This window comes from Streptomyces sp. NPDC031426 (genome assembly GCF_055581585.1).
In genome coordinates this window covers 34131-52112 of record NZ_JBVIJE010000029.1, presented here as the reverse complement: position 1 = coordinate 52112, position 17982 = coordinate 34131, and the positions used below count along the sequence as shown (strand labels likewise).

At 72.1% G+C, this 17982-nt stretch carries 15 protein-coding genes; 9 read left to right on the top strand and 6 right to left on the bottom strand.

The annotated features are described in order from the left end of the window. The first annotated feature begins 176 nt into the window (after positions 1–176). The 3 genes from ACZ5NH_RS37335 to ACZ5NH_RS37325 all read left to right on the top strand — a co-directional run bounded on the left by ACZ5NH_RS37335 (position 177) and on the right by ACZ5NH_RS37325 (position 4483). Complete coding sequence (locus ACZ5NH_RS37335; protein WP_468781735.1) at positions 177–1745, top strand: phytoene desaturase family protein; 1569 nt, start codon at positions 177–179, stop codon at positions 1743–1745. Positions 1746–1823: 78 nt separating this feature from the next. Continuing rightward, complete coding sequence (locus ACZ5NH_RS37330) at positions 1824–2933, top strand: nitronate monooxygenase (protein WP_468781733.1); 1110 nt, start codon at positions 1824–1826, stop codon at positions 2931–2933. After that, positions 2930–4483: an acyl-CoA synthetase gene (locus ACZ5NH_RS37325; RefSeq protein WP_468781731.1), complete on the top strand. Its 1554-nt coding sequence runs from the start codon at positions 2930–2932 to the stop codon at positions 4481–4483. The genes ACZ5NH_RS37330 and ACZ5NH_RS37325 overlap by 4 nt, the downstream gene beginning before the upstream one ends. Positions 4484–4599: 116 nt before the next feature. Here the strand turns inward: ACZ5NH_RS37325 and ACZ5NH_RS37320 are convergent, their stop codons facing one another. After that, a complete protein-coding gene (locus tag ACZ5NH_RS37320; RefSeq protein ID WP_468781729.1) occupies positions 4600–5040 on the bottom strand; it encodes a hypothetical protein in 441 nt (146 codons plus the stop codon). Positions 5041–5238: 198 nt separating this feature from the next. Between ACZ5NH_RS37320 and ACZ5NH_RS37315 the strand changes: the two genes are divergently transcribed. Beyond that, complete coding sequence (locus ACZ5NH_RS37315) at positions 5239–6735, top strand: acyl-CoA synthetase (protein ID WP_468781727.1); 1497 nt, start codon at positions 5239–5241, stop codon at positions 6733–6735. On the opposite strand, the gene ACZ5NH_RS37310 is transcribed toward ACZ5NH_RS37315, so the two are convergent. From ACZ5NH_RS37310 to paaK, 3 genes are all read right to left on the bottom strand, one after another. Continuing rightward, on the bottom strand, positions 6732–7634 hold the full coding sequence (locus tag ACZ5NH_RS37310; RefSeq protein ID WP_468781726.1) for a TIGR03620 family F420-dependent LLM class oxidoreductase: 903 nt from the start codon (positions 7632–7634) through the stop codon (positions 6732–6734). The two genes, ACZ5NH_RS37315 and ACZ5NH_RS37310, sit on opposite strands and share 4 nt — an antisense overlap. Positions 7635–7836: 202 nt before the next feature. Further along, the gene (locus ACZ5NH_RS37305; RefSeq protein ID WP_468781724.1) at positions 7837–8169 is read right to left on the bottom strand and encodes an ArsR/SmtB family transcription factor; all 333 of its coding nucleotides are present in this window, start codon (positions 8167–8169) and stop codon (positions 7837–7839) included. A 79-nt stretch (positions 8170–8248) separates the two neighbouring features. Beyond that, positions 8249–9568, bottom strand: a complete 1320-nt coding sequence (paaK, locus tag ACZ5NH_RS37300; RefSeq protein WP_468781722.1) for a phenylacetate--CoA ligase PaaK — start codon at positions 9566–9568, stop codon at positions 8249–8251. A gap of 214 nt (positions 9569–9782) precedes the next feature. Between paaK and ACZ5NH_RS37295 the strand changes: the two genes are divergently transcribed. Together ACZ5NH_RS37295 and ACZ5NH_RS37290 are read left to right on the top strand one after the other, a co-directional pair. Next, entirely contained in the window at positions 9783–10676 is an 894-nt protein-coding gene (locus ACZ5NH_RS37295; protein WP_468781720.1) for an alpha/beta fold hydrolase, read from the top strand. Position 10677: 1 nt separating this feature from the next. Further along, on the top strand, positions 10678–11145 hold the full coding sequence (locus ACZ5NH_RS37290) for an alpha/beta fold hydrolase (protein ID WP_468781718.1): 468 nt from the start codon (positions 10678–10680) through the stop codon (positions 11143–11145). A gap of 172 nt (positions 11146–11317) precedes the next feature. Here the strand turns inward: ACZ5NH_RS37290 and ACZ5NH_RS37285 are convergent, their stop codons facing one another. Beyond that, positions 11318–13174, bottom strand: a complete 1857-nt coding sequence (locus ACZ5NH_RS37285; RefSeq protein WP_468781716.1) for an alkaline phosphatase family protein — start codon at positions 13172–13174, stop codon at positions 11318–11320. Between the two features lie 157 nt (positions 13175–13331). Continuing rightward, positions 13332–14948 (bottom strand): acyl-CoA synthetase, encoded by a 1617-nt coding sequence (locus ACZ5NH_RS37280; RefSeq protein ID WP_468781714.1) that lies wholly within the window; start codon positions 14946–14948, stop codon positions 13332–13334. Between the two features lie 204 nt (positions 14949–15152). On the opposite strand from ACZ5NH_RS37280, the gene ACZ5NH_RS37275 reads away from it, so the two are divergent. From ACZ5NH_RS37275 to ACZ5NH_RS37265, 3 genes are read left to right on the top strand one after another with little or no spacing between them, the layout of a single operon-like run. Beyond that, complete coding sequence (locus ACZ5NH_RS37275) at positions 15153–15953, top strand: crotonase/enoyl-CoA hydratase family protein (protein ID WP_468781712.1); 801 nt, start codon at positions 15153–15155, stop codon at positions 15951–15953. Between the two features lie 22 nt (positions 15954–15975). After that, a complete protein-coding gene (locus tag ACZ5NH_RS37270) occupies positions 15976–16917 on the top strand; it encodes a Zn-ribbon domain-containing OB-fold protein (RefSeq protein ID WP_468781710.1) in 942 nt (313 codons plus the stop codon). After that, positions 16914–17963, top strand: a complete 1050-nt coding sequence (locus ACZ5NH_RS37265; RefSeq protein ID WP_468781708.1) for a thiolase domain-containing protein — start codon at positions 16914–16916, stop codon at positions 17961–17963. Before ACZ5NH_RS37270 ends, ACZ5NH_RS37265 begins: the two co-directional genes overlap by 4 nt. Positions 17964–17982: the final 19 nt, after the last annotated feature.

The window sequence follows — 17982 nt, the reverse complement described above, 5'->3', positions numbered from 1 at the left end:
CCGGCCGCCGGCTCCGGCCCCCGGCCGACGTCACCCTGCCCCCGGGCTGCTGCCACCCGCGCCCCGGCCGATCCCCCGGCCCCCGCCGGGCGCTACCCGCCTCGCAGCCGATGCCACCCGCCCCCGCCCGGGGCACGCCTCTGGCCGCAATGGATCATCACGTGTTACGAAGAACCATGCCTGCCAACGAGCACACCCGCACCTACGACGCCGTCATCGTCGGCGGTGGCCACAACGGCCTGGTCGCCGCCGCCTACCTTGCCCGCGCCGGCCGTTCGGTGCTGGTGCTGGAGCGGCTGGACCACACCGGCGGGGCCGCGATCTCCACCCGCCCCTTCGCCGGTGTAGACGCCCGGCTGTCGCGCTACTCCTACCTGGTCAGCCTCCTGCCGCAGAAGATCGTGCGCGATCTCGGACTCGACTTCCAGGTGCGCGCCCGCACCATCTCCTCGTACACCCCGGCGGAGCGGGACGGCCGGCCCACCGGACTCCTCGTCGGCGGCGGCGAACAGCGCACCCGGGAGGCCTTCGCCCGGCTGACCGGCGGCGAGCGCGAGTACCAGGCCTGGCAGCGCTTCTACGGCATGACCACGCGTGTCGCCGAACGCGTCTTCCCGACCCTCACCGAGCCCCTGCCCGCCCGTGACGAACTGCGCCGCCGCATCGACGACGAGACCGCCTGGCGGGCCCTGTTCGAGGAGCCGATCGGCGTCGCCGTCGAGGAGAACTTCACGGACGACCTGGTCCGGGGCGTCGTCCTCACCGACGCCCTGATCGGCACCTTCGCCGACGCCCACGACCCCTCCCTCGCCCAGAACCGCTGCTTCCTCTACCACGTCATCGGCGGCGGCACCGGCGCCTGGGACGTGCCGGTCGGCGGCATGGGCGCGCTCACCGACGCCCTGGCCGCCGCGGCCCGTTCGGCGGGCGCGGTCCTCGAGACCGGGCACGAGGCGGTCCGGATCGCCACCGACGGACACTCCGCCGAGGTCACCTACCGCACGGCCGACGGCGAGGGCGTCGCCGCCGCCCGCCACGTCCTGGTGAACGCCTCCCCGCAGGGACTGGCCGCCCTCACCGGCGACCCGTCACCCGAGCCCGCCGAGGGCGCGCAGCTCAAGGTCAACATGCTGCTCACCCGGCTGCCCAAACTGCGCGACCCGGCGGTCGACCCGCGGGAGGCCTTCGCCGGCACCTTCCACATCGCCGAGGGCTACCGGCAGCTCGCCACCGCCCACGCCCAGGCCGCCGCCGGCGAACTCCCCGCCGTGCCGCCCTCGGAGATCTACTGCCACTCCCTGACCGACCCCACCATCCTCGGCGCGGACCTCGCCGAGCGCGGCTACCAGACCCTCACCCTGTTCGGCCTGCACACCCCGGCCCGCCTCTTCGACCGGGACAACGACGCCGTACGCGAGGAGCTGCTGAAGGCCACCCTCGCCCAGCTCGACGCCCACCTCGCCGAACCCCTCACCGACTGCCTGGCCACCGACGCCGACGGCCGCCCCTGCATCGAGGCCAAGACCCCGCTGGACCTGGAGCGGGACCTCCGGCTGCCCGGCGGCAACATCTTCCACCGCGCCCTGACCTGGCCCCATGCCCAGGAGGGGACCGGCCGCTGGGGAGTGGAGACCCGGCACCCGAACGTCCTGCTGTGCGGCGCGGGCGCCGTGCGCGGGGGAGGGGTGAGCGGCGTACCGGGACACAACGCGGCGATGGCGGTGCTGGAGGCCACCACTGCGTAAGGCGCCGCTCGGCAAAAGAATCTGACGGGACGTCAGAAAACTCTTCCGTCGTTCGGCCCGCTGCGGCATCCTGCGCCCATGCAGACGGAGCTGAGCAGGAAACTCGGAGTCGAGCACGCCGTCTTCGGCTTCACGCCGTTCCCCGCCGTCGCCGCGGCCATCAGCCGGGCCGGCGGCTTCGGCGTGCTCGGCGCGGTCCGCTACACCGCCCCCGACGACCTCAAACGCGACCTCGACTGGCTCGACGCGCACACCGGCGGCCGCCCCTACGGGCTCGATGTCGTCATGCCCGCGAAGAAGGTCGAGGGCGTGACCGAAGCCGACGTCGAGGCGATGATCCCGCAGGAGCACCGGCAGTTCGTGCGGGACACCCTCGCCAGGTACGGCGTCCCCGAGCTGGCCGAGGGGGAGGCGTCCGGGTGGCGTATCACCGGCTGGATGGAGCAGGTCGCGCGCACCCAGCTCGACGTCGCCTTCGACTACCCGATCAAGCTGCTCGCCAACGCCCTCGGCTCCCCGCCCGCCGACGTCGTGGCCCGCGCCCACGACCGGGGCGTGCAGGTCGCCGCGCTCGCGGGCAGCGCCCGGCACGCCTGCAAGCACCAGGAGGCCGGCATCGACATCGTCGTTGCCCAGGGTTACGAGGCCGGCGGCCACACCGGCGAGATCGCCACCATGGTGCTCACCCCCGAGATCGTGGAAGCCGTCGACCCACTGCCCGTCCTCGCCGCCGGCGGCATCGGCAGCGGACAGCAGGTGGCGGCCGCACTCACACTCGGCGCGCAGGGCGTGTGGCTGGGCTCTATATGGCTGACTACTACAGAAGCGGACCTCCACTCGCCCGCTCTGACCCGCAAGCTGCTCGCCGCCGGGTCCGGCGACACCGTCCGCTCCCGTGCCCTCACGGGCAAGCCCGCACGCCAGCTCCGTACCGAGTGGACCGAAGCCTGGGAGGACCCGGCCGGACCCGGCACCCTGCCGATGCCGCTGCAGGGCCTGCTGGTGGCCGAGGCGGTCTCCCGGATCCAGAAGTACGAGGTCGAACCGCTGCTCGGCACGCCGGTCGGGCAGATCGTCGGCCGGATGAGCAGCGAACGCAGCGTCCAGACCGTCTTCGACGACCTCACCCGCGGCTTCGAGAAGGCCGTGGACCGCATCAACCGCATCGCCGGAAGGAGCGGCAAGTGACCAGCACGCCCCCCGCCGGATTCTGGGCCCAGGCCGCCCAGCAGCCCGGCCGCGCGGTCCTCGTCGCCCCCGACGGCGAGGAGTGGACCGCCGGACGACTGCACGGGGCCGCCAACCGGCTCGTCCACGGGCTGCGCGCGGCCGGTCTGGAGCGCGGCGACGCCTTCGCCGTCGTCCTGCCGAACGGTGTCGAGTTGATCACCGCCTACCTGGCCGCCACGCAGGCAGGCCTCTATCTGGTCCCGGTCAACCACCATCTCGTCGGCGCCGAGATCGCCTGGATCGTCGCCGACTCCGGCGCCAAGGTGCTCATCGCCCACGAGCGGTTCGCATCCGCCGCGCGGTCCGCCGCCGACGAGGCGGGACTGCCCGCCACCCACCGGTACGCGGTCGGCGAGGTCGCCGGCTTCCGGCCGTACGGCGAACTCCTCGACGGACGACCGGAGTCCGCCCCGGGGGGCCGGGAACTCGGCTGGGTCATGAACTACACCTCGGGTACGACCGGACGCCCGCGCGGCATCCGCCGTCCGCTGCCCGGCAAGGCACCGGAGGAGGCCTACCTGGGCGGTTTCCTCGGGATCTTCGGCATCAAGCCGTTCGACGACAACGTGCACCTCGTCTGCTCACCGCTGTACCACACGGCCGTCCTGCAGTTCGCCGGTGCGTCCCTGCACATCGGCCACCGGCTGGTCCTGATGGACAAGTGGACGCCCGAGGAGATGCTGCGCCTCATCGACAGCCACAAGTGCACCCACACCCACATGGTCCCCACCCAGTTCCATCGCCTGCTGGCCCTCCCGCACGAGGTGAGGGCCCGCTACGACGTCTCGTCCATGCGGCACGCCATCCACGGCGCCGCCCCCTGCCCGGACCATGTGAAAAGGGCCATGATCGACTGGTGGGGGCACTGTGTGGAGGAGTACTACGCGGCCAGCGAGGGCGGCGGAGCCTTCGCCACCGCCGAGGACTGGCTGAAGAAGCCCGGCACGGTCGGCAAGGCCTGGCCCATCAGCGAACTCGCGGTCTTCGACGACGACGGCAACCGGCTACCGCCCGGTGAACTCGGCACCGTCTACATGAAGATGAGCACCGGCGGCTTCTCGTACCACAAGGACGAGGCGAAGACCCGCAGGAACCGTATCGGCGACTTCTTCACCGTCGGCGACCTCGGCTACCTCGACGAGGACGGCTACCTCTTCCTCCGCGACCGCAAGATCGACATGATCATCTCCGGCGGGGTCAACATCTACCCCGCCGAGATCGAGTCCGTGCTGCTGTCCCACCCCGCCGTCGCCGACGCGGCCGCCTTCGGCATCCCGCACGACGACTGGGGCGAGGAGGTCAAGGCCGTGGTCGAACCGGCCCCCGGCCACGAGCCGGGCCCGGCCCTCGCCGCCGCCCTCCTCGACCACTGCGCCGAGCGACTCGCCGGCTACAAGCGGCCCAAGAGCGTCGACTTCATCGCCGAGCTGCCCCGCGACCCCAACGGCAAGCTGTACAAGCGGCGGCTGCGGGACCCCTATTGGGCGGGGCGGACGCGGCCGGTGTGACCACGGCCCCGGCCGTCGGAGTCATGGGTGACTCTCCAGGAATCCGGCGAGGCCCGCGGCGTCGGTACCGGCCTTGCGGTAGACGCTGGACAGCAAGTGCCGCACGCCTTGCTCGGTCAGCCGCAGTTACTTGGCGACCACCGCCACCGGGTGTCCATGGGCGGACAGTTCGGCTGTGCGGCGTTCCCGGGCGGCCAGCGTGTCCGGCAGCGCATACCGCAGCGGCAGCGGACGCATTCCCGCCGCCGCGAGCTCTGCCCTGGCCCGGGGGCCGGTGCCTCCGCCCCGCAGTGGACGGCGCCTTCCAGGCCTTGGTAGAGCCGATAGGCGGCCTCCTGCAGCCGCCCGTTGCGGGACAGCGCGGCGCCGTGGCCGACCTGGGCGCGGGCCGGCTCGTAGGCGGCGGGGGACTGCTCCAGGTGAGCGACGGCCTCCGCGTACAGGGGGAGCGCGGCGGGACCGCCGGTCACCTCGGCCAGCGTGTGCAGAGCCTGATCGATGGTGGAGGCGGCACCGAACTCCCGGGTGCGCCGTGCGGCGTCCCGGGCGTGGCCCACCGCCTGCCCCGGGGCGGTGGGGGCGAGTGCGGAGGCCAGGTGCAGCTGCCACGGACACCAGGCCGGGTTCCGCCAGGCCCGCCCGTCCGAATCCCTTCTCCAAAGGGGCGCACAGAGGTACGCGGAAGCAAAAGTGCATCCGGAATGCGCCTCCAAAGTCCTTGACCTGTCTTTGCGGCGGACCCAGGATCATGAGCCATGACGCAGGGACACGGCAGCACGGTCGACGGGGTGCTGCGCCGCAGCGCCCGGCGTACCCCGGCCCGCCGCGCGGTGGAGTACGGCGAGCGCCGCTGGACGTACGAGGAACTCGACGACGCCGTCTCCCGCGCGGCCTCGGTGCTGCTCGCCGAGGGCCTCGCACCCGGCGACCGGGTCGGCGCCTACGGCCACAACTCCGACGCCTACCTGATCGGCTTCCTGGCCTGCGCCCGTGCGGGCCTGGTCCATGTGCCGGTCAACCAGAACCTGACCGGGGACGACCTGGCGTACCTCGTCGGCCAGTCCGGCAGCAACCTCGTCCTCGCCGACCCGGACCTGGCCGACCGACTCCCGGACGGCGTGCGGGTGTTGCCGCTCAGGGACACCGAGGGTTCGCTGCTCGCCCGGCTGGCGGACACACCGCCGTACGCCGGGCCGGAACCCCGCACCGAGGACCTGGTGCAGCTGCTGTACACCTCCGGTACGACGGCCCTGCCCAAGGGCGCGATGATGACCCACCGGGCTCTTGTGCACGAGTACCTGAGCGCGATCACCGCTCTGGACCTGAGCGCCGGTGACCGTCCGGTGCACGCGCTGCCGCTGTACCACTCGGCCCAGATGCATGTGTTCCTGCTGCCGTACCTCGCCGTCGGCGCGACCAACATCATCCTGGACGCGCCGGACGGCGACCGCCTGCTCGACCTGATCGAGGCCGGCCGCGTGGACAGCCTGTTCGCGCCGCCCACGGTGTGGATCGGTCTGGCGGGCCGGCCCGACTTCGCCACCCGCGGTCTCGACGGCCTGCGCAAGGCCTACTACGGCGCGTCGATCATGCCGGTCCCGGTGCTTCAGCGGCTGCGCGAGCGCCTGCCGCGGCTCGCCTTCTACAACTGCTTCGGGCAGAGCGAGATCGGCCCACTGGCCACCGTCCTCGGCCCCGACGAGCACGAGGGCCGGCTGGACTCCTGCGGGCGGACCGTGCTGTTCGTGGACGCACGGGTCGTGGACGACCAGGGCGAGGACGTGCCCGCCGGCACGCCCGGCGAGATCGTGTACCGCTCACCGCAGCTGTGCGAGGGCTACTGGGACAAGCCCGAGGAGACCGCCGAGGCCTTCCGGGACGGCTGGTTCCACTCCGGGGACCTCGCGGTGCGCGACGCCGACGGTTACTTCACGATCGTGGACCGGGTGAAGGACGTCATCAACTCCGGTGGCGTCCTGGTGGCTTCGCGCCAGGTCGAGGACGCCCTGTACACCCACGAGGCGGTCGCCGAGGCCGCCGTGATCGGCCTGCCCGACGAGCGGTGGATCGAGGCCGTCACGGCGATCGTCGTCCTGCGCGGCGAGGCGACGGAGGATCAGCTCATCGCGCATGTGAAGGGGAAGCTCGCGCCCTTCAAGGCGCCCAAACGGGTGCTGTTCGTGGACGAGTTGCCGCGCAACGCCAGCGGGAAGATCCTCAAGCGCGAACTGCGGGACCGCTTCGGCGGCTAGCCGAGGCCGCCGGCGGTCTTCGACGGCAGCAGGGCGTCGGCCAGCAACCGCGACTGCGGAAGCGCCGATTCGCCCGGGGCCACGCCGATCACCTGCACGGCGACGTGATCGGCACCGGCCTCCACATGCCCGTGCAGCTTCCGTACGACCGTCTCCGGGTCGCCCCAGAACACCAGGTCGTCCACGAGCCGGTCGCTGCCGCCGCCGGAGAGGTCGTCGTCGGTGTAGCCGAGCCGACGGAACTTGGCGATGTTGTAAGGGGTTTCGAGGTAGCCGCGCAGGTGCTCGCGCGCGAGCGCGCGGGCCCGGTCCCGGTCGGTCTCGAACAGCACGGCGTGCTCCACGGCCAGGAAGGCGTCCGGCCCGAGGATCTCCCGCGCCTGCGCGGTGTGGACCGTGTTCACGTGGTAGGTCTGGGCACCCTCGGCGCGCTCGCGGGCCAGCTCCAGCATCTTGGGACCGTAGGCCGCCAGCAGGCGCCGGACGGGCTGGGCCGGGCGGGGGTTGGGCGTCTGCAGGGCGTCCAGCTCGTCGAGGTACCCGGCCATCGCGGCGAGGGGCTTGACCCCCGGACGCGGCTGCCCGCCGAAGCCCAGGCCGAGCACGTGCCGCCCCGGGTAGGCGTCCGCCAGCAGCAGGGCGGCGCCGTGCGCCCAGGTCGCCTCCCGGGACCAGATCCGGGCGATGCCGTTCACGACCCCGAGCCGACGCGTCGAGGCGAGCAGAAACCCGGCGTGCGTGAACGCGTCCCGCCCGAGCGCCTCCGGGATCCAGACGGCCCGCCAGCCCAGATCCTCCAGCTCCTGGACCGAGTCCCGGATCCGTGCGGCCGGCTGGTGCTCGAAGTCAAAGGTGTAGATCCCGAACCTGCCGAGGTCCAGGCCGTTCTTCCCCGTCATCGTCAGTCTCCCTGCGCGTCGGCTCCATGCGATGATTCGAAATATCGCAGATTCTCGATATGAAGTGCAAGGCGTGGCCAGCGCCGGTGATCAAGGTGCGGCTGACAGCCGGCGATGCCGGGCTGGGGGTCGCGCAGGGCGGGGTCGCGCAGGGCTGAGCCGGGCGGAGCGAGCTGGGTCGATCCGGGAGAGGCCGGGCCGGCTAGAGCGACCGACCCAGCTCGGCGACCAGGTCGGCTATGCGCTCTTCATCCCGTTTGTAGTGGGTCCACTTGCCCACGCGGGTGGCCCGGACCAGGCCCGCGCGCTGGAGTTCGGCCATATAGGCCGACACCGTCGACTGGGCCAGGCCCGCCTTGGCCTGGATGTGGCTCACGCACACACCGACGCCGGCCGGATCGGCGATGGCCGTCTCCATGGGGAAGTGCCGCTCGGGCTCGCGCAGCCAGCGCAGCATCTGCAGCCGCATGGGATTGGACAGCGCCCGCAGCGCGTTGACCAGGTCGGGGTCCGGGGTGGGAGCGCTGTCCGTCATGGGTTCGGAGTATAGGGCCGCACCGATGTTTCGGGGTACGTCGATACGACCCCCGTACGTCCGTCGGCCCGGCGAGGTCCTACCCGGCAGTCTTCGGCCCGGCAGGCTTCGGTCGCAGGTCCACGATCCGGCGGATCTTGCCGACCGAGCGCTCCAGGGACTCCGGCTCCACGATCTCCACGTCGACGGTCACCCCGATCCCGTCCTTCACGGCCGCGCAGATGGAGAGGGCCGCCGCGTCCCTCGCCTCCGGGCCCGCGTCCGGCCGGGCCTCGGCCCGGACGGTCAGCCGGTCCAGCCGGCCCTCCCGGGTCAGCCGGAGCTGGAAGTGGGGCGCCACGCCGGGCGTGCGGAGCACGATCTCCTCGATCTGGGTCGGGAAGAGGTTGACCCCGCGCAGGATCACCATGTCGTCACTGCGTCCGGTGATCTTCTCCATCCGCCGGAACACCCGGGCCGTCCCGGGCAGCAGCCGGGTGAGATCCCGGGTGCGGTAGCGGACGATCGGCATGGCCTCCTTGGTCAGCGAGGTGAACACCAGCTCGCCCCGCTCGCCGTCCGGCAGCACCTCACCCGTGATCGGGTCGACGACCTCCGGGTAGAAGTGGTCCTCCCAGATCGTCAGCCCGTCCTTGGTCTCCACGCACTCCTGCGCCACGCCCGGGCCGATCACCTCGGACAGCCCGTAGATGTCCACGGCATCGATGGCGAACCGCTCCTCGATCTCGCGCCGCATCTGCTCGGTCCAGGGCTCGGCCCCGAAGACGCCCACGCGCAGCGAGGTGCCGCGCGGGTCCACCCCCTGCCGCTCGAACTCGTCCAGCAGGGTGAGCATGTAGGACGGGGTCACCATGATGACGGCCGGCTGAAGGTCCTGGATCAGCTGCACCTGCCGGGCCGTCATGCCGCCGGAGGCCGGGACGACCGTGCAGCCCAGGCGCTCGGCACCATAGTGGGCGCCCAGACCACCGGTGAACAGCCCATAGCCGTAGGCCACATGCACGATGTCACCGGGTCGTCCCCCGGCCGCCCGTATCGACCGCGCCACCATGTCGGCCCACATGGAGAGGTCGTTGTCCGTGTAGCCGACCACCGTGGGGCGTCCGGTGGTGCCGCTGGAGGCGTGCAGCCGGCGGATCCGCTCGCGCGGCACGGCGAACATCCCGAACGGGTAGTTCTCCCTGAGGTCCGCCTTGGTCGTGAAGGGGAAACGCGCCAGATCGGCGAGTGATCGGCAGTCCTCGGGGCGGAGGCCGGCCTTGTCGAAGGACTCGCGGTAGAACGGCACGTTGTCGTAGGCGTGCCGCAGCGAGGCGCGCAGCCGCTCCAGTTGGAGCTCGCGCAACTCCTCGGGTCCGAGCCGTTCGCCCGCGTCGAACAGGGCCGTCGCTTCCGCCATCGAGTCGTCTCCCTCGCCGCACTCACATACCGGACGACCGATCATTCGGTCGATTTCTTCGGGGTCAGTAATTCAGGCCACACGGCTCCAGGCAAGAGGGCTGCGAAGATTTTCCGCGCCGGTGCGGGCCGGAGAACGGGGAGGTGGAGCCCGCCGACCTCCCCGCGTGGTGAACCGTTGCGCCGCGCCGGGTCCGGCCGACATGATCATGGCCATGTCGACCTGCACCGCACCCGACGGCACCCGGCTCGCCTACCACCTGCGGGGTGACGGCGAGCCCCTCGTCGTCCTGCCCGGCGGCCCCATGCGCGCCTCCGCCTACCTCGGAGACCTCGGCGGGCTGACCGCGCACCGCCGTCTGGCCCTGCTGGACCTACGAGGCACCGGGGACTCCGCCCTGCCGGCGGACCCGGCGACATACCGCTGCGACCACATGGTCGAGGACGTCGAGGCCTTGCGCGCACACATGGGTCTGGAGCACATGGATCTGCTCGCCCACTCGGCGGGCGCGGCCCTGGCCATGCTCTACGCGGCCCGCCACCCACAGCGAATTCGGCGACTGCTGCTGATCACGGCCAACCCGTCCGCCCTGGGCCTGCGGGCGACGCCCGAGGACCGGCTGGCCGCGGCCCGGCTGCGCGCGGACGAGCCGTGGTTCGCGCAGGCGTTCCCCGCCCTCCGGGCCTGGCTGGCGGGCGAGGCGGACTTCGACGACGTGTTCCTGCCGTTCTTCTACGGCCGCTGGGACGACGCCGCCCGGGCCCACGCGGACGCCGAACCGGAGCAGACGAACGAGATGGCGGGGGAGCGCTACTTCGCCGAGGGTGCCTTCACGCCGGACGCGACCCGGACCGCCCTCGCCGCGCTGACCGCGCCGGTCCTCGTGCTCGCCGGGGAACTCGACGGCGGCCCCCGCCCGGAGCTCGCCCGCCGTGCCGCCGAGGCCTTCCCGAACGCGGAGGTCGCCGTCCAGCCCGGAGCCGGACACTACCCCTGGCTGGACGACCCGGAGTGGTTCCTGCAACGCACTCTCGCCTTCCTCGACGCGCCGGCAGGGGCCGCTCTGCCCTCGGCAGAGCAGCCGGCCGGGCCCGGATCGCCCGGCTAGCGTGCCCGGCGTCGTGCTGCCGTACTGCCGGGGTGCGGACGGCGTCGTGCTGCCGTACTGCCGGGGTGCGGACGGCGCGGACTGGACGCACATCGCCGAGCGGCTCGCGGCACCCCCGCGCCCGCGCCGGGTGTACGCCCCCGACCGGCGGGGCCACGGACACAGTGGCTGGCCGGGGGACCACCGGGCCGAGACGATGAGCGAGGACGTCCTCGCCCTGCCGGCCGCCCTCGGCCTCGGCGGCGCCGACGTCGTGGGCCATTCGCCGGGCGGCATCGTCGCCTACCTGCTGGCCCAGCGCCGTCCCGGTGCCGTGCGACGGCTGGTGCTGGAGGACGTCCGCGCACCCGTGCCGCTCGACCCGCCCCGGCCGCCCGCCGAACGGCCCGCGGGGGAGCTGCCGTTCGACTCGGAGGTGGTCCCACCAGCCTCATCCCGCGGGATCAGGTCGCGCAGCTCGCCGGTCTGATCCCCGGCGCCGCTCAGGTGACCGTGGACGCGGGGCACCTGGAGCACGAGTCCCGCCCGGAGGAATTCCTCGCCGTGGTACAGGAGTTCCTCGACCGCTGAGCACGGTCCACGAGCGCGGTCCATGAGCACCGGCCCACCGGCCCGACCGGTGAGCACGGTCACCGGCGGATTCAGCCCGGTTGCGGCCCGAACGCCTTCAGGAACCGGTCGCGGAAGCTGTCCATCCCCCAGACGGGAGCGTTCGCGGCGGGCTTCAGGCCCTCCGTCCAGCCCCAGCCGGAGATCCGGGCCAGCACCTTGGGGTCACGGGCGACGACGGTGACCGGCACCTCCTTGCGGGGGCTGTTCCCGGTGACCGTCGGCACGGGCTGGTGGTCGCCCAGGAAGACCACGACCGTGTTCTCGTTGCCGTAACGCCGCAGGAACCAGACGAGGCTGTTCAGCGAGTACTCGACGGAGGTGCGGTATTCCGTGCGCACGCTCTCCGCGTTCCTCCAGACCTCCTGCTGGGACTTGCCCTCGCGCCTGATCTGCTGGAAGACCGAGCCGTCGCCCAGCTTCGCCCAGTCGACCATGCGGGGCAGCGGTGCCCACGGATAGTGGCTCGAGGTGAGGATGATCTCGGCCATGATCGGGCCCCGGCCCCGCTTGCCGAACTCCCGCCGCTGGAACGTCTGCAGGGTGAACTGGTCCGGCACCTGCGACCAGCCGAAGTCCGGGCCGTGGTAGTCGAGGTGATGGCCGTCGTAGATGTGGTCCAGGCCGAAGAACCGGCCCTCCGGCCAGGCCACCAGCACCCCCGGCACCACCCCGACCGTGCGCCAGGCACCGGTCCTGCGGAACGCCCCGGTGAGGGTGGTCCGGTCGCTGGAGGTGAGGCTGCGGAACCTCTGCTGGTTGCTGATCCACAGGCCGGACAGGAAGGTCGAGTGGGCCAGCCAGCTGCCGCCACCGGTCACCGGCGAGCGCAGCCAGCCGCTGCGCGCCCGGAATCCGGCGGCCTTGAGGGCGTCGTCGCTCTCCTTGAGGACCCTGCCGATCCGCGGGGCCATCGCCGGGTCCTCGATCGCCGAACGGCCGTAGCTCTCGATGAAGGTGAACAGCACGTCCTTGCCGCGCAGGCCGGTCAGCAACTGGTCGGGCGGCGTATGGGCGAAGGCGTCGTGAGCGGCCTGGCGCCGGAAGAGACGGGCGTCCGCGAGGGAGACGCGGATCTGCTTGGCCCGGTCGCCGAGGAGGTCCGCGTCGAGCGTCGAGGCGACGGGTACGCCGCCTCTCTGCACACCGAGCACGACGCAGGTGATCCAGGCCGTGCTCAGCACCAGCACGACGCGGACGGACCGGGCGCGGTGCCGGGCCAGCACGGTGCTGAGACGGACCGCGGCGCCCGCGGTCAGGACGAGGACGACGACCGCGAGGAGCAGGGCGCCGGCGATGGCGACCAGTTCGCCGGTGCGGCCGGAGGTGTCCCGCAGATAGTCCGCCGCATTGCCCAGCAGACCCCAGTCCAGCACCAGGTCGAAGGGGCGGTAGAGCACCGAGTAGAAGCCGATGTCGAGGCACTTCAGGAGCGTGACCAGCCCGATCAGTACGCCGATGGCGGCCGCCGCGGCCCGCCTCGCGCGGGCCGGCAGCACGAGCAGCACGACGGCGAGCAGGATCCCCTCGGCCGGCAGATGCTCGACGGCGGCCGGGGTCAGCCGGTCGGGCCGGTTGGGCAGCAGCAGCGCCGCCAGCAGGACGCCGACGGCCAGGACGGTCGAGCCCACGGCCGCGTACCGCGCGATGCGGGCCCGCCTGCCGGGCGGGCCGGCCAGTGCGGCCAAGCCCCGAGCGAGGCGACTGTGCCCGCCGAGCAGGCCGGCCCGTGCGGCGAGGCCCCGTACGACACGCGGGCGTCTGCCGGCCCCGCCGGGTGTGGCGGCCGGCTTCGCCTCCCCGGCCGTCGTGGGATCCCCGGTTCCCGCCGGGCCGCTGTCCGTCTCGTCTGAGCCACCCGGCAGGTGACTAGGTGTGTGGTGAGACACCCGGAGATCCTTCCGTGCGTGGCCCGGTGCCGGTGCGGCAGGCCGGGACCGGCACGACTCGACCGACTGATAGTCACCCAAAGTAGCCGAATGGGTGTCGAGCGTGCGCACAGAGTAGTGCTACCGGGTGGTGGGGGTGGTGAGACGCCCCGGCGTGTCAGTGCCGGTCGGCCGCCACCGCCACCTCACGCGCCCACCGATAGTCGGCCTTGCCGCTCGGGCTCCGCCGGATGGTGTCGGTGATCACCAGCTGCCGGGGGATCTTGTAGCCGGCCAGCCGGGTACGGCAGTGGTTCTGGATGTCGGCGAGCGAGGGGTGCGAGGCTCCGGCGCGCAACTGCACCACGGCGGCCACATGGTTGCCCCAGGTGGCGTCCGGGACCCCGGCGACCAGCGCGTCGTACACGTCCGGATGTGCCTTGAGCGCCTGCTCGACCTCCTCCGGATAGACTTTCTCGCCGCCGGTGTTGATGCACTGCGAGCCCCGGCCCAGCACGGTGACCACGCCGTCCTCGTCGACCGTCGCCATGTCGCCGAGCAGGACCCAGCGCTGCCCGTCCTTCGCGAAGAACGTCTCGGCGGTCTTCCGCGGGTCGTTGTAGTAGCCGAGCGGGACATGGCCGCACTGGGCGACCCTGCCGATCTCGCCCGCGGCCACCGGTTCGTGGGTCGCCGGATCCACCACGCGCGTACGGGAGTTGACCCGCAGGCGGAAGCCGCGCTCGGGGCCCGAGTCCTCCGTCGCCGTACCGTTGAAGCCGGACTCGGAGGAGCCGAAGTTGTTGAGCAGCATGGCGTTCGGCACCAGCTCCCGGAACTGCCGGCGCACCGTCTCCGACATGACGGCGCCCGACGAGGAGACGCTGAACAGGGCCGAGCAGTCCGTGCCCTTCAGGGGCCCGCTCAGTGCGTCGATCAGCGGCCGGAGCATCGCGTCGCCGACCAGCGACATGCTGGTGACCTTCTCCTTCTCGACGGTTCGCAGCACCTCCTCCGGCACGAACTTGCGGTGCACGACGACACGTTGGCCGAAGTTGAAGCCGATGAACGCCGTCAGGGTGGAGGTGCCGTGCATCAGAGGGGGAGTGGGGAAGAAGGTGATTCCGGCGCCCCCGGCGGCGACCCGCTCGGCCAGCTCCTCCGGTGCCTTCACCGGCTCCCCGGTCGGCGCCCCGCCGCCGAGCCCGGCGAAGAACAGGTCTTCCTGGCGCCACATGACGCCCTTGGGCATGCCGGTCGTGCCACCGGTGTAGATGATGAACTGGTCGTCCGCGGAACGGGCCGGGAAACCCCGGGCCGGCGATCCGGACGCCTCCGCGTCGCCGAACGGCACCGCCCCGGGCACCTCGGCCGTCTCCGGGCCCACCCGCAGCAGATGCCGCAGCATCGGCGCCCGCGGCAGCGCCGACGCCACCCGGTCCGCGAACTCGGCGTCGAAGACCAGCGCGACCAGATCGGCGTCCCGGTAGAGATACACCAACTCCTCTTCGACGTAGCGGTAGTTGACGTTGACCGGGACGATCCGCGCTTTCAGGCAGGCCAGCACCGTCTGCAGGTACTCGACACCGTTGTACAGATGGAGGCCGAGGTGTTCCCCGGGCCGTATCCCGCTGTCGATCAGGTGGTGGGCGATGCGGTTGGCGGCCGCGTCCAGTTCCGCGTAGGTCAGGCGGCGCTCCGCGCCGGTGCCGGGATGGTCGACGTACACGAGCGCCTCGCGGTCCGGGACCACGTCGACGACCGACTCGAACAGGTCGGCAAGGTTGTACTCCACCGCTCCTCCTGACCCCGGCAGTGCTGGTGAACAAAGGCGCATCGGTCGGTCGGTACGCCGGTCATCAGAGCAAAGCCCACGACAACTGTGAAGGGCCCGCGCCCAAATAATCTGACTGCCTGTCAGAAAACCATGGAAGCTCCCTTGAAGTGCCTCCCCGCCTACTGCAACCTGTTCTCGTTCTCACCGAGGGGAGACAAGCCCATGGGCGGGACGGAACACCTCACCGTGCGGCGCGAGGGCGCCACGCTGGTGCTCACGCTCAACAGGCCCGACGCCAGGAACGCGCTCTCGCTTCCCATGCTCGTCGGCCTGTACGACGGCTGGCTGGCGGCCGACGCGGACGACGGGATCCGCTCGATCGTCCTCACCGGGGCCGGCGGCTCCTTCTGCGCCGGCATGGACCTCAAGGCCCTGGCCGGGAAGGGGATGGAAGGCGAGCGGTATCGCGACCGGCTCAAGGCCGACCCCGACCTGCACTGGAAGGCGATGCTGCGCCACCATCGGCCACGCAAACCGGTCGTCGCCGCCGTCGAGGGGTACTGCGTCGCGGGCGGCACCGAGATCCTCCAGGGCACCGACATCCGGGTCGCGGGCGAGTCCGCGACCTTCGGCCTGTTCGAGGTCCGGCGCGGCCTGTTCCCGATCGGCGGCTCCACCGTCCGGCTGCAACGCCAGATCCCGCGCACCCACGCCCTGGAGATGCTGCTCACCGGACGGGCGTACAGCGCCCGGGAGGCCGCGGACATCGGACTGATCGGCCATGTCGTCCCCGACGGCTCCGCGCTGGGCAAGGCGCTGGAGATCGCCGAGCAGATCAACGCCTGCGGCCCGCTCGCCGTCGAGGCCGTCAAGGCGTCGGTGTACGAGACCGCGGAGATGGCGGAGACCGACGGGCTCGCGGCCGAACTCGCGCGCGGCTGGCCGGTCTTCGACACCGCCGACGCCAAGGAAGGCGCCCGCGCCTTCGCGGAGAAGCGGCCCCCCGTCTACAAACGCGCCTGAACCGCCGAAGGAGTCCTCCCGGATGCCCGAAGTCCTCAAAGCCCCCCTCGTCGTCGAGTTCCCCTTCACCCGCTCCCTCGGCCCCGTCCAGAGCGCCTTCCTCACCGGCCTGCGCGAACGCGCCGTCCTCGGCGTGAGAACGACCGACGGACGCACCCTCGTCCCACCGGTCGAGTACGACCCCGTCACCGCCGAGGAACTCCGCGACCTGGTGGAGGTCGCCCCCACGGGCACGGTCACCACCTGGGCGTGGAACCACGCGCCGCGCCGCGGGCAGCCACTCGGCACCCCCTTCGCCTGGGCCCTGGTCAGGCTCGACGGCGCCGACACCGCCCTGCTGCACGCCCTCGACGCCCCCGGCCCCGACTCCGTGCACACCGGAATGCGGGTCCGCATCCGCTGGGCCGCAGAACGCACCGGCGCCATCACCGACATCGCCTGCTTCGAGCCGTACGACGGAGCACCCGCACAAGCCGACGACCACACCGGCGAGTTCGACGACCGGATCACCGGGATCGTCGCCCCGGCCCGCCTGGACTACACCTACTCACCCGGCCGCGCCCAGTCCGACTACATCGACGCCCTCTCGGAACGGCGAACCGTCGGCGAACGCTGCCCCTCCTGCCGCAAGGTGTACGTCCCCCCGAGGGGTGCGTGCCCCACATGTGGTGTGGCCACAGTGGAACAGGTCGAAGTGGGTCCCCGCGGCACAGTCACCACCTACTGCATCGTCAACATCAAGGCGAAGAACCTCGACATCGAGGTGCCCTACGTCTACGCGCACATCGCCCTCGACGGCGCCGACCTCGCCCTGCACGCCCGGATCGGCGGCATCCCCTACGACCAGGTGCGCATGGGCCTGCGCGTGGAGCCCGTGTGGACCGAGGGTGGCCGCTACCCCGACCACTACCGGCCCACCGGTGAGCCCGACGCCGACTACGACACCTACAAGGAGCTGCTGTGACCCGGGAGATCGCGGTCGTCGCCTTCGCCCAGACCGACCACCGGCGCTCCACCGAGGAGTCCTCCGAGGTCGAGATGCTGATGCCGGTCCTGCACGAGGTGCTGGCACAGACCGGCCTCAGGACCGCCGACATCGGCTTCACCTGCTCCGGCTCCAGCGACTACCTCGCCGGCCGCGCCTTCTCCTTCACCCTCGCCCTCGACGGCGTCGGTGCCTGGCCGCCGATCTCCGAGTCGCACGTCGAGATGGACGGCGCCTGGGCGCTGTACGAGGCCTGGACCAAGCTGCTCACCGGCGACGCCGACACCGCGCTCGTCTACGCCTACGGCAAGTCCTCGCCCGGCTCCCTGCGCGACGTCCTCACCCGCCAGCTCGACCCGTACTACCTCGCCCCCCTGTGGCCCGACTCCATAGCCCTCGCCGCCCTCCAGGCACAGGCCCTCATGGACGCCGGCCACGCCGACGAACCCGCGCTCGCCGCCGTCGCCGCCCGCAGCCGCACGGATGCGGAAGCCAACCCGCACGCCCAGCTCAAGGGGCAGGTGCCGCACGGCGACTACGTCGTACGACCGCTGCGCACCGGCGACTGTCCGCCCGTCGGCGACGGCGCCGCCGCCGTGGTCCTCGCGGCGGGCGAGCGGGCCCGCCGGCTGTGCGCCCGGCCCGCCTGGATCCGCGGCGTCGACCACCGCATCGAGGCCCACACCCTCGGCGTCCGCGACCTCACCGACTCGCCCTCCAGCCGGCTCGCCGCCGAACGGGCCGGCGCCTTCGAACGGCCCGTCGACACCGTCGAGTTGCACGCCCCGTTCACCGCTCAGGAGGTGATCCTGCGCAGGGCGCTCCGGCTCGGCGACGACGTGCGCGTCAACCCCTCCGGCGGTGCGCTGGCCGCCAACCCCGTCATGGCCGCCGGACTGATCCGCATCGGCGAGGCCGCCGCCCGCATCCACCGCGGCGCGTCCGACCGCGCCCTCGCCCACGCCACCTCCGGCCCCTGCCTGCAGCAGAACCTGGTCGCCGTACTCGAAGGGGATCCACGTTGACTTCCTCCCCCTCCTGTAG

Bases quoted from the DNA above. Each gene is read 5' to 3' on its own strand.
- ACZ5NH_RS37305 (WP_468781724.1), bottom strand. From the start codon at position 8,169: ATGACGGACAGCGCTCCCACCCCGGACCCCGACCTGGTCAACGCGCTG.
- paaK (WP_468781722.1), bottom strand. From the start codon at position 9,568: ATGGCGGAAGCGACGGCCCTGTTCGACGCGGGCGAACGGCTCGGACCC.
- ACZ5NH_RS37295 (WP_468781720.1), top strand. From the start codon at position 9,783: ATGTCGACCTGCACCGCACCCGACGGCACCCGGCTCGCCTACCACCTG.
- ACZ5NH_RS37270 (WP_468781710.1), top strand. From the start codon at position 15,976: ATGCCCGAAGTCCTCAAAGCCCCCCTCGTCGTCGAGTTCCCCTTCACC.
- ACZ5NH_RS37315 (WP_468781727.1), top strand. From the start codon at position 5,239: ATGACGCAGGGACACGGCAGCACGGTCGACGGGGTGCTGCGCCGCAGC.
- ACZ5NH_RS37310 (WP_468781726.1), bottom strand. From the start codon at position 7,634: ATGACGGGGAAGAACGGCCTGGACCTCGGCAGGTTCGGGATCTACACC.
- ACZ5NH_RS37335 (WP_468781735.1), top strand. From the start codon at position 177: ATGCCTGCCAACGAGCACACCCGCACCTACGACGCCGTCATCGTCGGC.
- ACZ5NH_RS37330 (WP_468781733.1), top strand. From the start codon at position 1,824: ATGCAGACGGAGCTGAGCAGGAAACTCGGAGTCGAGCACGCCGTCTTC.
- ACZ5NH_RS37275 (WP_468781712.1), top strand. From the start codon at position 15,153: ATGGGCGGGACGGAACACCTCACCGTGCGGCGCGAGGGCGCCACGCTG.